Source organism: Rhizobium sp. RAF36, from assembly GCF_052114105.1.
Lineage (GTDB): Bacteria > Pseudomonadota > Alphaproteobacteria > Rhizobiales > Rhizobiaceae > Rhizobium.
In genome coordinates, this window is record NZ_JBFREC010000005.1 from 332017 (window position 1) to 346646 (window position 14630).

Below are 14630 nucleotides of genomic sequence, written 5' to 3' on the forward strand. Positions count from 1 at the left end.
GGGCGTCGCTTGCTTGTTAAAACCGGCGCTATATAATGCGCCATGAGCACACGAATCTCTCCGCTAGCACCCCTCGACATCTCGTCTCCGCCCGCCTTTGAACCGCAAAGCTTCGACGATCCGGCCAAGGCCGTGGATGTGCTGACCGAGCTTTACGAGCGCAACACCGCCTTCCTGATCGACAGTTTTGCGACCCTTGCCAAGGGCGCGCCGATCACCGCGCGGCACCGGGCCTTCTATCCGCAGGTGAGCATCGAGACGACGAGCTTCGGCCATGTCGACAGCCGCCTCTCTTACGGCCATGTGACATCGCCGGGCGTCTACACGACGACGGTGACGCGTCCTAAACTCTTCCGGCATTATCTCAAGGAACAGCTGGCGCTTCTGATGAAGAGCCACAATGTTCCGGTCATCGTCTCCGAGTCCTCAACGCCGATCCCGCTGCATTTCGCCTTCGGCGAAGGCGCCCATGTCGAGGCCTCCGCATCGGCCTTCATGGATATTCCGATGCGTGATCTCTTCGACACGCCGGATCTGAACACCACCGACGACGAGATCGCCAACGGCGAATATATTCCGCCGCCCGGCGAGCCATCGCCGCTGGCGCCATTCACGGCGCAGCGCATCGACTATTCGCTCGCCCGCCTTTCCCACTACACGGCAACCGGCGCGCAGCACTTCCAGAATTTCGTTCTGTTCACGAACTACCAGTTCTACATCGACGAATTCTGCAACTGGGCGCGTGGCGTGATGGCCAATGGCGGCGGCGAAGAGGGCTACACCGCCTTCGTCGAGCCCGGCAACATCATCACCCATGCGGGTTCCAGCACGCCGGAAGGCGATGCGACGCCCGGCCGCCTGCCGCAGATGCCTGCCTATCACCTCAAGAAGAAGGGGCACGGCGGCATCACGATGATCAATATCGGCGTCGGCCCTTCCAACGCCAAGACGATCACCGACCACGTGGCCGTGCTTCGCCCGCATGCCTGGCTGATGCTCGGCCACTGCGCCGGTCTGCGCAACAGCCAGCGGCTCGGCGACTACGTGCTGGCCCATGCTTATATGCGCGAAGACCACGTTCTCGACGACGACCTGCCGGTCTGGGTGCCGATCCCGGCGCTCGCCGAAGTGCAGGTAGCGCTGGAAGCGGCCGTTGCCGAAATCACCGGTTACGAGGGCTTCGAGCTTAAGCGTATCATGCGCACCGGCACGGTCGGGACCATCGACAACCGCAACTGGGAACTGCGCGATCAGGCAGGCCCGGTGAAGCGGCTGTCGCAGGCCCGCGCTATTGCGCTCGACATGGAATCGGCAACGATCGCCGCCAACGGCTTCCGCTTCCGCGTTCCCTACGGCACGCTGCTCTGCGTTTCCGACAAGCCGCTGCACGGCGAACTGAAGCTGCCGGGCATGGCGACGGCCTTCTATCGCACGCAGGTCAACCAGCATCTGCAGATCGGCATCCGGGCCATCCAGAAGCTGGCGGCCATGCCCCCCGAAACGCTGCATTCGCGCAAGCTGCGCAGCTTCTTCGAGACGGCTTTCCAGTAAGCTCAATCGTCAATGCTCCGGTCCGCAGTCATCTGCGGGCCGGTTTTCTCGCGCGGGACCATGTCCATCGCGCCGATGATGGCGATGAACAGCAGCACCGCGATCACAAACCGCGGCAGAAGCCATTGCTCTTGCTGCTCATAGAACTCGTCTGCCGTCATCTTCGGCTGACGTCTCGCCACCCAGCTGGCGATCGCGACCTCAAGAATTCCCATCATCTCTGCTCCTCGATGTTATCGATGGAGCTTGTCGGCTGGCCGCTGCAGGGTTTCGACATTGTGCCTCGAAGAAAGATTTTTTCTCCCGCTGTCGATTTGCGCTTAGTCTCGTCGTCCAGGAGCTGATGAGGCAGCCAGGAGGAAAGCCGCGATGCGATATCTGTGCCAGGTGTGGTTCGAGCCGTCGGTGCTCGAGCGCATGACGAATGAAGAAAAGCAGACGCTCGACCGAGATTCGGCGGCCTATGACCGCGACCTTGAAGCCAGCGGCCACATGATCCATGCCGAAGCTCTGCAGAAGCCGGGCGCGGCGGTCACCGTCAAGATCCGCAACAGCGAGATGTCGGTCACAGATGGCCCCTATGCCGAGACGAAGGAACAGCTCGGCGGCTTCATCCTCATAGAGGCGAAGGATCTGAACGACGCCATCCGGGTTGCCGCCGGCATTCCGCTTGCCAGATATGGCAGTATCGAAGTCCGCCCGATCCATGATTTCAAGAACGGCCTTCGGGAGGCGACACCATGAAATTTCTCTGCCAGATCTGGTTCGATACCGAGAAGAGCAAGCTGGTGCCCCAGGAAGAATGGGATGTGCTGACGCAGAAGTGCATCCTCAGCGACAACCGATGGCGTGACAGCGGCCATCTGATCACTGCGCTGGCGCTGCACGATCCGGAAACCGCGGTTACGGTGCGGGTCCGCGATGGCGCTTTGTCTGCGACCGACGGGCCGTTTGCAGAAATCAAGGAGCATCTCGGCGGCTTCGTGCTGATCGAGGCGAAGGATATAAGGCAGGCCACCGAGATCGCCTCGGCCTTCCCGATCGCCGACTATGCCTCGATCGAGGTCCGGCCCGCCTATTCCATCCAGGAAAGGGAGTGATCCGATGCGCTACGTCTGCCTGATCTACAATTCGGCCGATAGCGACGGGACGCTGACACAGGCCGAGACGGACGAATTGATCAAGGCGCATGTCAGTTTCGACGAGGAGCTTCGCAGCAAGGGCGTGATGATCCATGCCGATGCGCTGGAGATGCCTGACAAGGCGACGGTGCTGCGCGTGCGCGACGGCAACCTTCATGCGACCGACGGCCCCTATGTCGAGACCAAGGAGCATCTGGCCGGCCTTTACATCATCGAGGCAGCCGACGACCACGCTGCCCGGCGGATTGCCTCGCGCATTCCCTCCGCCCGCTTCGGCGCGGTCGAACTGCGGCCGGTGCGGACGCTTGTGATACCGGAGTAGCACTTGGAGACCGCAATCGAGGAGATCTACCGGACACAGTCGCGCCGTGTTCTGGCAACGCTGATCCGCCTGCTTGGCGATTTCGACCGGGCGGAGGAGGCGCTGCACGACGCCTTTGCCGAGGCGGCACGCAGCTGGCCGCGTGACGGCGTTCCCGGCAATCCCTCCGCCTGGCTGATCTCGACAGGTCGATTCCGGGCGATCGATCACATCCGCCGCCGCGCCCGTTTCGACGCCTCGGCGAAGGACATCGAAGACAGCCTCTACGGCACGGCGCAAACCATGGAGGCCGGGGAAATGGAGGCGATCGGCGACGACATGCTGAGGCTGATCTTCACCTGCTGTCATCCCGCCATCCCCGCCGACGCGCAGATGGCCATGGCGCTGCGGGAAATCTGCGGATTGACGACGGAGGCGATCGCCCATGCCTTCCTGGTTCCGGCGCCGACGGTGGCACAGCGCATCGTTAGGGCGAAGAACAGGATTCGCGCAGCGAAGATCCCCTATGAGGTGCCGGAGCGCGATGCACTGCCCAAACGGCTGGATCGCGTCCTGCATGTCATCTATCTGGTTTTCAACGAGGGCTATTCGGCCTCATCCGGCAGCGAGATCGTCCGCACTGATCTGACCGGCGAGGCGATCAGGCTCGCTCGGCTGATGATAACGCTTCTGCCGCACCCCGACATCGAGGGACTGCTGGCGCTGATGCTGCTGCAGAATTCACGCCGGACAGCGCGGCGCGGCGCGGATGGCGGCCTTGTCCTGCTTGCAGATCAGGACCGGGGCCTCTGGGACCGGAAAGAGATCGCCGAGGGCCTCGATCTGCTCGGCCGCGCCATGGCGCATCCGGAGATCGGCCTTTACACCGTGCAGGCAGCGATCGCCGCGGAACATGCCAAGGCCGGAACGCCGGAGGCGACCGACTGGCGGCGCATTGCCGCCTATTACGACCTGCTGATCGCGGCACAGCCCTCACCCGTTGCCGAGCTCAACCGTGCTGTGGCGATCGCCATGACCGAAGGCTATGCGCGCGGGATCGAAATCATCGACGGCATCCTGCAGGCGGGCGAACTCGAAACCTATCACCTGGCACATTCCGCCCGCGCCGATTTCCTGCGCCAACTCGGCCGCAGGGAAGAGGCAATCGGCGCCTACCGGCGCGCCCTGTCGCTCTGCCAGCAGGAGCCGGAGAAACTGTTCCTCAGACAGCGGATATCAGAGCTTGCGGCGGCGGCCGAAGGGCAGTGAAATGGCCGTGCCTGTCAGGGCCGAGACAATGATCAGCAGATGCGCATTGACGCTCGCCTGCGCCAGGGCGGCAAGTGCTGCCTTTTCCCCCGACGCACCGAAGGCGACAGCGCCGGCGGTGATGCCGGCTGGATAGGTTCCGACCCCGCCCGGTGCATGAACCGGAAGTACAGAGGACAACTCCCCCCCCAGCGCGCCGCCGAAGCTTGCCGCCAGCGGCAGAACGCCCATGAGGCTGAGAGCCCAGGCGAGAACCAGCACCTTCACCAGCCAGTTCACCGCCGTCATCGCCCAGGCACGGGCAAAGGCGATGCCATTGACCGGAAGACCGTTTTCGATCTCGGCCAGAAAGCCCTGAGCTTTCTTCGGCGCCAGCTTGAAGCCCAGACGCAGCAGCGGCTTGCGAACGGCAAATGCGGCGACCGGCAGCAGCAGGAAGACAGCCCAAATGATCCACGCGATCAAGGCGTTGCCGGCCGCGCTTGCAAAACCGATTCCGGCTGCCGCAAGCAATGCATGAAGATCGAGAAGCCGCATGACGAGAAGCGCCGACGTGCCGCGGGCGAGCGGAATGCCGAATTCCGTGCGCATCAGCAGCGGGAAGCTGGTCTCGCCGCTCCGGAACGGCAGCATGATATTCAAGAGATTGTGGATCTGCGTGACGCGGAACAGCGTGCGGAACTGGCCCGCGGTTTCGCGCGGGAAATAATCGAGAATGCGCCAGGTGCGCAGGAAGTAGGTGCTGGTCAGCAGAACAAGCGCGATCAGGATCGGCAGCACGCCAACGGCAGCCCATTGCGCCAGGATCGAGGACCAGCCCCAGAACCATTCGATGAAAAGCGCATATGCTGCGACAATCACGACGGTCAGCAACGTCATGCGATTGCGTGCGAACCAGGATTGTCGGCTAGCGCCAGCCGGAGAGTTCATGTAGTAGGCATCCTGACTTTCGCGGCCGAAACAGCCGCCTGCTTGGCCATAACGGGCCTTTTAGGAGCAATAAGAGTTGCAGACAATGTCAGAGTCGCTCGTGAGCGCAAATGATACCGGTGCACCGCTTGAGCTTTCGCTCGTGGTACCGGTTTTCAACGAAGAAGAAAGCGTCGGCCCGCTCGTCGAGCGCATCGTCGAAGCCATGGCCGGTTATGCGAGCCCGTGGGAACTGATCCTCGTTGACGACGGCAGCACGGATGCGACGCTGGTCAATGCGCGCCACTACGTCGGCCGCAACGGACTTGCTCTGCGCATCGTCGCACTGCAGCGCAATTTCGGCCAGACGGCCGCCATGCAGGCCGGCATCGACGCCGCGCAGGGCCGCCTGATCGCCACGATGGACGGCGACCTGCAGAACGATCCGAAGGACATCCCTTCGATGGTCTCCGAGCTCGAACGCCGCGAACTCGACCTTTTGGTCGGCTGGCGGAAGAACCGTCAGGATGGCCTTTTGCTGCGCAAGATCCCCTCCTGGTGCGCCAATTACCTCATCGGCCGCATCACCGGCGTCAAGTTGCACGATTACGGCTGCAGCCTGAAGATCTATCGCGCCTCGATCATCAAGCAGGTCAAGCTGATGGGCGAGATGCACCGTTTCATTCCGGCCTGGGTCGCCGGCGTCGTGCCGAGCTCGCGCATCGGCGAAATGCCGGTCACCCATCACGCGCGTCAGCATGGCGTATCGAAATACGGCATTTCCCGCACGTTCCGGGTGATCCTCGACCTGCTCTCGGTGATGTTCTTCATGCGCTACAAGGCGCGGCCCGGTCACTTCTTCGGTTCGCTCGGCCTCGGCTTCGGCGCGATCGCAGCCCTGATCCTGTTTTATCTGTTCGTCGACAAATTCATCATGGGCCACGACATCGGCACCCGTCCAATGCTGATGGTCGGCGTCGTCTTCCTGCTGTCCTCGGTTCAGCTGATCACCACCGGCATCCTCGCCGAAATGATCGCCCGCACCTATTACCGCGACGACGCCTCGCCGAACTATATCGTCCGGCAGATCTTCGATGGAAGCGAAGCTTGATCCATCAATGACCGCTTCAGGTCAGGCGAGGACAACAACGGTTCCCGCCTGGCTGTTTGCTCTGCTCGCCGCCTATTTCGCTGTTCACGTCGTCGTTCGCCTGATGTTGCCGGCTACGCTCGGCATCGACGAGGCCCAGCAGGTCTTCCGCCTGCAGTGGCTTGCAGCCGGCTATGGCGAACAGCCACCCTTCTACAATTGGCTCCAATACGCGGTTTTCTCCGTCGCCGGTGTCTCCGTGGTAACGCTGGCGATCGTCAAGAACGCGATGCTGTTCGGTGCCTATGTCTTCTTCGCGCTGACAGCACGGATGTTGCTGCATGACCGGATGCTTGTCGTGGCTGCGACTCTGGGTCTGCTGACGATCCCGCAGGTCGCCTTCGAGATGCAACGCGATCTTACACACTCGGTCGCCCTGTTCTTCGCAAGCAGCATGTTCATCTACGGGTACGTCCTGACGCTGAAGCGCCCGAGCCTTGCCTCCTATGCGCTGACCGGCCTCGCAATCGGCATCGGAATGCTGTCCAAGTACAATTTCCCGCTCCTGCCGGCTGCCGCTTTTCTGGCAGCGCTGACCGGCCGCAGCATGCGGAAGCGCATCTTCGACCGGCGGTTGCTGGTGACTGCTGCAATCGCGATCGCTCTACCGCTGCCGCATGCGCTATGGCTGAAGGATCATCTGACGGCAGCATCCGAGGGAACGCTGGGCAAGCTGACGGAGAATGATGCCGCAAACTATCCGTTGCAGCTGCTGGCCGGGATGGGCTCGTTCGCAGAGGCTATTGCCGGATTTGTATTGGCCACAGCGCTGATCTTCGCAGTCACGTTCCGCAAAGCCCTTTTTAACAGCCTTACTGCCTCGTCACGCGACATCGCGCTCGTCGAACGCATTCTCTTGTTTTCGGCAGTCGCCATTCTCGCTCTGATCGTCTTCGGCCACGCCACCAACATCAAGGGTCGCTGGCTCATTCCGATTCTCTTCGTTGCTCCGCTCTATCTGTGCATGAAGATCGAGGCCGCCGGCGTTGATTCATGGCCGGGCGTGCAGCGGCTCATGGCCATCATCGTCTTCGTGATGGCCGCTCTGCCGATCGCCATGGCCGGGCGGATCGTGACTGCGGGTCTCACTCACAATTACGAACGTGGCAACGTCCCCTATCGCGGCCTTGCCGAGATCCTCAAGGCTCAGGGATCGCCAGGACTGATCGTCGTCACCAAGGACTGGACGGGCGGCAATCTCCGGCTTCAGTTTCCCGATGTCCCCGTGATCTCGCCGCTCTACCCGCCAGGCGGCACGAAGATTGAAGCCGCGGAAAACCAGCCAATGCTTCTCGTATGGAATATCGAAAGCAAGGATCAGCCGGTGATCCCGCTGAGCCTCAGGGAATGGCTCACATCGCAGAAGATCACGCCTGCCCCCCAGGCTGTCTCTGTCGACGTGCCCTATCACTATGCGGCCGATGGCGACACCTATCGCTTCGGTTATGCCTGGGTGGACGGCTCGCCGAGCGGCTAGCCCCGCAGCTCCTTCCACGCCGCATCGAGCGCGATCTTTGTGATCCTCGCCATCTCGTCCACCTCGGCGTGGCTGATCACCAGAGGCGGAGAGGCGAGCATACGGTCGCCGGTGGCGCGGAGGATCAGGCCGTTGGCGAGTGCGTGGTTGCGCACGAGGGAGCCGATGGCGTCGGGCTTTTCGAAGCGGGTGCGGGTCTTCTTGTCGGCGGTCAGCTGCAGCGCGGCCATGAGGCCAACGCTGGCTGCTTCGCCGACGAGGTCGTGGTCGGCCAGTGCGTTCCAGGCCCTGGCGAAATAGGGGCCGATGTCGTCGCGGACGCGCTCGACCAGCTTTTCCTCTTCGATGATGCGCAGGTTTTCGAGCGCGGCGGCGGCGCAGACCGGGTGGCCGGAATAGGTGAAGCCGTGGTTGAAATCGCCGACATCGTTGATCAGCACATCGGCAACCCGATCCGAAACCAGTACGCCGCCGATCGGCAGATAGCCTGAGGAGAGGCCCTTGGCGATCGGGCAAAGATCGGGCTCGACGCCATAATATTGATGGCCGAACCACTCGCCGAGGCGGCCGAAACCGCAGATCACTTCGTCGGTGACCAGCAGGATGTTGCGCGCCTTGCAGATGCGGGCGATCTCCGGCCAGTAGGTTTCCGGCGGCACGATGACGCCGGCGGCTCCCTGGATCGGTTCGGCGACGAAGGCTGCGACATTCTCCTCGCCGAGTTCGTCGATCTTCGCTTCCAGCTCGCGCGCCACCTTGAGGCCGAATTCGGCCGGCGTAAGATCACCACCCTCGGCGTACCAGTAGGGCTGGCCGATATGGACGATGCCGGGGATCGGCAGGTCGCCCTGCTCGTGCATGTACTTCATGCCGCCGAGGCTGGCGCCTGCTACCGTCGAGCCGTGGTAGCCGTTCTTGCGGGCGATGACGATCTTCTTGGATGGCTGGCCGATGGCGCTCCAGTAGACGCGGGCCATGCGGAACCAGGTGTCGTTGGCCTCGGAGCCGGAGCCGGTGAAGAAGACATGGTTGAAGCGCGGCCCGGCATGGGCGGTGACCTTCTCGGCGAGCAGCGTCGTCGGCGTGCTCGTGGTGCCGAAGAAGGTGTTGTAATAGGGCAGCTCGTTCATCTGCCTGGCGGCGGCGTCGGTGATTTCCTTGCGGCCATAGCCGACATTGACGCACCAGAGACCGGCAAATCCGTCCAGATATTTCTTGCCGCTGCTATCCCAGATATGGACGCCTTCGCCGCGCTCGATGATGCGCGTGCCGCCGGCATTCAGCTTTTTCATATCCGAGAAGGGATGCAGATGATGGGCGGCATCGAGGGCGGCGAGATTTGAGCGCTGGTAAGTATCGGACATGATTTGCGAAACACCTGCAGAGATTGAAAGGATCTTCCCAATGGGTTACGACCTTGGCCTGCTCAGAGGGGATTTTCAAGATCATGACGGCTGACAAGATGCACGGCAAAGCTGCGGCTGACGAGCCCTGGGTCGAAATCATGCTTGTCGGCATGAACGGCGACCTGCGCGGCAAGCGAATTCCGCTCGAGGCGCAGAAGAAAATCTGGACCGGCGACGTGCGCCTCCCCTCCTCGACGCAATCGCTTGATATCTGGGGCGACGACAACGACGACATTACCGGCCTGTCGCTGTCGATCGGCGATCCCGACGGAAACTGCATTCCCGACAAGCGCAGCCTGGCCCCGATGCCCTGGGCGCCGGAGGGATCGATGCAGGTCTTGGCGACGATGCATGAATTCGACGGTACGCCGAGCTTCATGGATCCGCGCGCCATCCTCGCTTCGATCCTGAAGCGCTACGACGAGCGCGGCCTGACGCCCGTCGTGGCGACCGAGCTGGAATTCTACGTGGTCGAACAGGACTGGCTGGAGACCGGCTATCCCTCGCCGCCGAAGAAGCTCACCTATCGCGGCGAGCCGAACGGGTTCCAGCTCTACGACATGAGTGCCACCGATGCGCTCGACGATTATCTGCGGACCGTGCGCAGCTATGCGAGCGCGCAGAACCTGCCTGCCGACGCGACGACGGCGGAATTTGGCCCCGGGCAATTCGAGATCAACCTGCTGCACCGGCCGGACGCGCTGGCGGCGGCCGACGACTGCATCTACCTGAAGCGCATTGCCGAACAGGCGGCGAGACGCCATGGGTTGAAATCGACCTGCATGGCCAAGCCCTATTCCGATCATGCCGGGTCCGGCCTGCATGTGCATGCCAGCATCATCGACAAGGACGGCCGCAACATCCTGGATGCCAAGGGCGGCGATCCGAAGTGTCTGAAGTCCGTCACGGCGGGCATGCTGAAGACGATGCGCGAGGCGCAGCTGGTCTTTGCGCCCTTTGCCAATTCCTACCGCCGCTTCCAGCCGGGGTCCTTCGCGCCTGTCGATCTCACCTGGGGATACGGCCATCGCGGCACGGCGATCCGCATTCCGGATATGAACGGTCCGGCGGCGCGTGTCGAACACCGGGTCGCGGGTGCCGACGCCAATCCCTACCTGCTGCTCGCAGCCATTCTCGGCGGCATGCTGCTCGGCCTCGACGAGGAGCTCGATCCCGGCGTCGAAACCACGCCGTCGCACGTGCCTGAGAATACCGAGCGCCTGACGCACGACTTCCTGACCGCGGTCGAAGCCTTCCGAGCCTCGCCTTTCATCAAAGACGTGTTCGGAGAGGGCTATCAGAAGCTTTTTGGCGATACGAAATACAAGGAAGCGCTGATCTCGCTGCGCACTGTCTCGGATTTCGACTACCGCACCTACCTGCCACGCATCTAGATTATGCGGCAGGCTCGCGGCGATCGGTCTCGTGCTTCTGCGCGGCCAGCCCCTGGCGGACGAGCACCTTCAGCTCGCCCGGATGCAGCCTTAGCCGGATATCGCGGGCCAGCGGCAGCAGTTCGCCATCCATGACGCAATTGGCCTTTGCCCGCATCTTCGGGAAATGCAGGTTCACTTCGGCCGGGTGCATGACCATGATGTCGGCATTGTCGCGAACCTTGCCGCGCAGCATGTCGAAGGCGAGCTTGGCGACGCCAAGCGGCTTCAGCGGTTTGGCGGTATAAAAGCCCAGTTCGCCGCTGCGCAGATCGTCGGCATAAAGCAGCGCATTCTCGCCGAAGGGATTGTTGGAGACCGACACCGCCGAGACACGGCGCCGTTCCCTCACACCCAGCGCCTCGAACTCGACCTCGAATTCCGGCGGGTTCATCACTACGCCCAGGGCGGCACGGGTGCTGGCGCGCATTTTTCCAAGCCGGGAGCGGAAACTGTAGGAATTGCGGTAGCGCACCATGCGGGCATGCAGCCCGGCCGAAAACTGGTGGATGAAGGGCCGGTCGTTGGCGCTGGCGATATCGACATTGTCGACCTCGCCATAGGCCAGGACGTCGAGCGCCTGCCAGATATCGAGCGGCACTTTCAGCGAGCGGGCGAAAAGGTTCATGGTGCCGGCCGGAACGACACCTAGAGCAACGCCGTTCTTCCAGGCGATGGAGGCCGCCGCCGAGATCGTGCCGTCGCCGCCGCCGGCGACAATGCCATCGATATCGTCGCGGCGGGCAGCCCGTTCCATGGCCGGAACGATTTCCTTGCCGGGAAAGACGATCGCCTCGAAATCGTGGCCGGCTTCGCGGAACGTCGCCTCGGCCTTTTTCTCGTAGGCCTCCATATCTGTCGTCCGGAACGTCCCGCCATCCTTATTGAAAAAACCGACAAGCTTCATGCAGCGTTCCGTTCCCCGTGACACATCCCACCGATGTCACAGCTACAGATGGTCGCTAGCTCAATGATTTCAAGCGGCAAGGTGGCCGGGCTCAACACGGCCACACAGGTGAGGAATGCTAATATAGCAATGGACGTATGCACATAGCAGGACGCTGCACTGCAAAAAACGCACTCGACGCTCTGGAGGCAATCAGGGATAGAATGCAGAATGGAGGCACGTACCTCCCTTCCCGCCATAGACAGGCCGACTTCCGCGCTGAACGCCCGGAATGAGAAGCCTTTGAGACATGCCCAGGAGCTCCCGTGAGCCAGATTGCCGTAAACGATTCTATTGATGCACCCGTTGCAGAAGCGCCGTCGCCGATGGCAGTCGCGCTGGTGCAGCTGGCGCTGGCATGCGGCGGCTTCGGCATCGGCACCGGCGAATTCGCGATCATGGGCCTGCTGCCGAATGTGGCGAGCACCTTCTCCGTTACCACGCCGCAGGCGGGTTACGTGATCAGCGCCTACGCACTCGGCGTCGTCATCGGTGCGCCGGTGATTGCGGTGCTCGCTGCCAAGATGGCGCGGCGCTCGCTGCTGCTTCTGCTGATGGGCGTCTTTGCGATCGGCAATATCCTGAGCGCGATGGCACCGACCTTCGAGAGCTTCACGCTGATGCGCTTCATCACCGGCCTGCCGCACGGCGCCTATTTCGGTGTCGCGGCAATCGTCGCTGCCTCGATGGTGCCGGTGCACAAGCGGGCCCGCGCCGTCGGCCGCGTCATGCTCGGCCTGACGATTGCCACGCTGCTCGGCACGCCGCTCGCCACCTTCTTCGGCCAGTCGCTGGACTGGCGCGTCGCCTTCACCACGGTCGGCGTCATCGGCGTCGTGACGGTGGCGCTGATCTGGTACTACGTGCCGCGCGATCAGGTTGCCGAAGGCGCGAGCTTCATGCGCGAACTCGGCGCTTTCAAGCGGCCGCAGGTGCTGTTGACGCTCGCCATCGCCGCTGTCGGCTATGGCGGCATGTTCGCGATGTTCAGCTATATCGCCGATACGACGATGAAGGTTGCGATGCTGCCCGCCAGCATGGTGGCCGTGATGATGGTGCTGTTCGGCATCGGCATGAATGTCGGCAACGTGCTGGGATCCTGGCTTGCCGACAAGTCGCTGATGGGCACGATCGGCGGCTCGCTGATCTTCAACATCGTGGTGCTCAGCTGCTTCTCGCTGACCGCGGCCAATCCGGTCATGCTCGCAGCCTGCGTGTTCCTGACCGGTTGCGGCTTCGCGGCAGGCCCTGCCCTGCAGACGCGCCTGATGGACGTGGCAGCCGATGCGCAGACGCTGGCCGCCGCCTCCAACCATTCCGCCTTCAACATCGCCAATGCTCTCGGTGCCTGGCTCGGCGGCCTCGTCATCGCCTGCGGCTATGGATACGCCTCGACAGGCTATGTCGGTGCCTTCCTGTCGTTCCTGGGGATCTTCGTCTTCGCCGCGTCGCTACGCCTGGAGCGCCGTAGCCGGAGCGCCTGAGGCTTCGCGCAATTCCATGCCATCGGGGCGGCAGAACACGTGTTCGTCGCCCCAGGCAGCCAAGGCCTTGATGACCGGCTTCAGCGTTTCACCGAGCGGCGTCATCGCATATTCAACCCGCGGCGGCACCACCGGATAGACTTTTCGCGAGATCAGTCCGCAATCTTCCAGTTCCCTCAACTGCTTCGTCAGCATGCGCTGGGTAACGGCGGGCAGCTTGCGGCGCAGCTCATTGAAGCGCAGCGTTCCATCCATGAGATGGAACAGGATCACGCCCTTCCACTTGCCATCGAGAAAGCTCAGCGTCGCCTCCACCGGACAGCCGGGGAAGTTCTTCGTCAGCTTGGCACGGGGCAACGACATTTGACGGTATCCTTTTAGGTACTACGTACAGAATTTGTGCATTCTTGCGTCGATTGAACATAAGACGCATTTAGCCTCTGTGCAACGAATACAGGAGTTTCCCATGCGCGCCGTCGCCTACAAGACGCCCCAGCCCATCGCCGCCGAAACCTCGCTCGTCGATGTCGAGCTGCCGGTGCCCGAAGCCAAGGGGCATGACCTGCTGGTCGAGATCAAGGCGATCTCCGTCAATCCCGTTGACGTGAAGATCCGCGCCAACGCCGCCCCTCCCTCTGGCGAACTCAAGGTGATCGGCTGGGATGCGGCCGGAGTGGTCAAGGCCGTAGGCCCCGACGTGACGCTGTTTCGCCCCGGCGATGAAGTCTTCTATGCCGGCTCGATCACCCGCCCGGGCTCGAATGCCGAATTCCATCTCGTCGATGAGCGCATCGTCGGCCGCAAGCCGAAGACACTGGACTTTGCCGCCGCCGCCGCCCTGCCGCTGACCTCGATCACCGCCTATGAAGCGCTGTTTGACCGGTTGAAGGTGCAGGATCCGGTCCCGGGCGCGGCCCGCTCGCTGCTCGTCATCGGCGGCGCCGGTGGGGTCGGCTCGATCACCATCCAGATCCTGCGGGCGCTGACCGATCTGACTGTCATCGCCACCGCGTCACGGCCGGAGACGCAGGAGTGGGTGAAGGATTTAGGCGCCCATCACGTCATCGATCATTCCAAGCCGATCGCCGCGCAGGTCGCTGCGCTTGGCCTTGGTGCTCCAGGTTTCGTCTTCTCGACTACGAATACCGACCAGCATCTCGCCGAGATCGCCGAGGCAATCGCGCCGCAGGGCCGTTTTGCGCTGATCGACGATCCGAAGGTGCTCGACATCATGCCTTTTAAGCGCAAGGCAAATTCGGTGCATTGGGAGCTGATGTTCACCCGGCCGATCTTCGGCACGCCCGATATGATCGAGCAGCATCATCTCCTGAACAAGACTGCCGAACTCGTCGATGCCGGGAAAATCCGCACGACGCTGACCGAGACGGTGGGCACGATCAATGCGGCGAACCTGAAAAAGGCACATGCGATGATCGAGACAGGCAAGACCAAGGGCAAGGTGGTCCTGGCCGGATTCTGAGCCGGGAACGCGCCTCTCAATACCTCGTAAATCATGCCTTGAAGAATGCCGCGCCCGATGGTGCGGCATTCTGCCATTAACC

15 protein-coding genes are annotated in these 14630 nt (G+C 62.4%); 10 read left to right on the top strand and 5 right to left on the bottom strand.

Annotated elements, in window-relative coordinates:
• Positions 1-42 precede the first annotated feature (42 nt).
• Positions 43-1551, top strand: a complete 1509-nt coding sequence (locus AB4Z25_RS19720; RefSeq protein ID WP_112540596.1) for an AMP nucleosidase — start codon at positions 43-45, stop codon at positions 1549-1551.
• 2 nt (positions 1552-1553) lie between these two features.
• Here the strand turns inward: AB4Z25_RS19720 and AB4Z25_RS19725 are convergent, their stop codons facing one another.
• A complete protein-coding gene (locus tag AB4Z25_RS19725) occupies positions 1554-1769 on the bottom strand; it encodes a hypothetical protein (protein WP_112540595.1) in 216 nt (71 codons plus the stop codon).
• 151 nt (positions 1770-1920) lie between these two features.
• Between AB4Z25_RS19725 and AB4Z25_RS19730 the strand changes: the two genes are divergently transcribed.
• From AB4Z25_RS19730 to AB4Z25_RS19745, 4 genes are read left to right on the top strand one after another with little or no spacing between them, the layout of a single operon-like run.
• Positions 1921-2295, top strand: a complete 375-nt coding sequence (locus tag AB4Z25_RS19730; protein WP_112540594.1) for a YciI family protein — start codon at positions 1921-1923, stop codon at positions 2293-2295.
• Positions 2292-2651, top strand: a complete 360-nt coding sequence (locus AB4Z25_RS19735) for a YciI family protein (protein WP_112540593.1) — start codon at positions 2292-2294, stop codon at positions 2649-2651. The genes AB4Z25_RS19730 and AB4Z25_RS19735 overlap by 4 nt, the downstream gene beginning before the upstream one ends.
• Before the next feature lie 4 nt (positions 2652-2655).
• On the top strand, positions 2656-3015 hold the full coding sequence (locus AB4Z25_RS19740; RefSeq protein WP_112540592.1) for a YciI family protein: 360 nt from the start codon (positions 2656-2658) through the stop codon (positions 3013-3015).
• 3 nt (positions 3016-3018) lie between these two features.
• On the top strand, positions 3019-4263 hold the full coding sequence (locus AB4Z25_RS19745; protein WP_112540591.1) for an RNA polymerase sigma factor: 1245 nt from the start codon (positions 3019-3021) through the stop codon (positions 4261-4263).
• On the opposite strand, the gene AB4Z25_RS19750 is transcribed toward AB4Z25_RS19745, so the two are convergent.
• Positions 4231-5193: a lysylphosphatidylglycerol synthase domain-containing protein gene (locus tag AB4Z25_RS19750; RefSeq protein ID WP_112540590.1), complete on the bottom strand. Its 963-nt coding sequence runs from the start codon at positions 5191-5193 to the stop codon at positions 4231-4233. The two genes, AB4Z25_RS19745 and AB4Z25_RS19750, sit on opposite strands and share 33 nt — an antisense overlap.
• Before the next feature lie 85 nt (positions 5194-5278).
• On the opposite strand from AB4Z25_RS19750, the gene AB4Z25_RS19755 reads away from it, so the two are divergent.
• Both AB4Z25_RS19755 and AB4Z25_RS19760 read left to right on the top strand, forming a co-directional pair.
• The gene (locus tag AB4Z25_RS19755; protein WP_112540589.1) at positions 5279-6283 is read left to right on the top strand and encodes a glycosyltransferase family 2 protein; all 1005 of its coding nucleotides are present in this window, start codon (positions 5279-5281) and stop codon (positions 6281-6283) included.
• Between the two features lie 7 nt (positions 6284-6290).
• Positions 6291-7799, top strand: a complete 1509-nt coding sequence (locus AB4Z25_RS19760; protein ID WP_112540604.1) for a glycosyltransferase family 39 protein — start codon at positions 6291-6293, stop codon at positions 7797-7799.
• On the opposite strand, the gene AB4Z25_RS19765 is transcribed toward AB4Z25_RS19760, so the two are convergent.
• Entirely contained in the window at positions 7796-9163 is a 1368-nt protein-coding gene (locus AB4Z25_RS19765) for an aspartate aminotransferase family protein (RefSeq protein WP_112540588.1), read from the bottom strand. The genes AB4Z25_RS19760 and AB4Z25_RS19765 overlap by 4 nt on opposite strands.
• 83 nt (positions 9164-9246) lie before the next feature.
• Here AB4Z25_RS19765 and AB4Z25_RS19770 point away from each other — a divergent pair, with 83 nt between their 5' ends.
• The gene (locus tag AB4Z25_RS19770; RefSeq protein WP_112540603.1) at positions 9247-10599 is read left to right on the top strand and encodes a glutamine synthetase family protein; all 1353 of its coding nucleotides are present in this window, start codon (positions 9247-9249) and stop codon (positions 10597-10599) included.
• 1 nt (position 10600) lies between these two features.
• On the opposite strand, the gene AB4Z25_RS19775 is transcribed toward AB4Z25_RS19770, so the two are convergent.
• Entirely contained in the window at positions 10601-11545 is a 945-nt protein-coding gene (locus AB4Z25_RS19775) for a diacylglycerol/lipid kinase family protein (RefSeq protein WP_112540587.1), read from the bottom strand.
• A gap of 305 nt (positions 11546-11850) precedes the next feature.
• Here AB4Z25_RS19775 and AB4Z25_RS19780 point away from each other — a divergent pair, with 305 nt between their 5' ends.
• Complete coding sequence (locus AB4Z25_RS19780) at positions 11851-13068, top strand: MFS transporter (RefSeq protein ID WP_112540586.1); 1218 nt, start codon at positions 11851-11853, stop codon at positions 13066-13068.
• On the opposite strand, the gene AB4Z25_RS19785 is transcribed toward AB4Z25_RS19780, so the two are convergent.
• The gene (locus tag AB4Z25_RS19785; RefSeq protein ID WP_112540585.1) at positions 13036-13431 is read right to left on the bottom strand and encodes a winged helix-turn-helix transcriptional regulator; all 396 of its coding nucleotides are present in this window, start codon (positions 13429-13431) and stop codon (positions 13036-13038) included. The two genes, AB4Z25_RS19780 and AB4Z25_RS19785, sit on opposite strands and share 33 nt — an antisense overlap.
• A gap of 103 nt (positions 13432-13534) precedes the next feature.
• Here AB4Z25_RS19785 and AB4Z25_RS19790 point away from each other — a divergent pair, with 103 nt between their 5' ends.
• The gene (locus AB4Z25_RS19790) at positions 13535-14548 is read left to right on the top strand and encodes a zinc-binding alcohol dehydrogenase family protein (protein WP_112540584.1); all 1014 of its coding nucleotides are present in this window, start codon (positions 13535-13537) and stop codon (positions 14546-14548) included.
• The last annotated feature ends 82 nt before the right edge of the window (positions 14549-14630 follow it).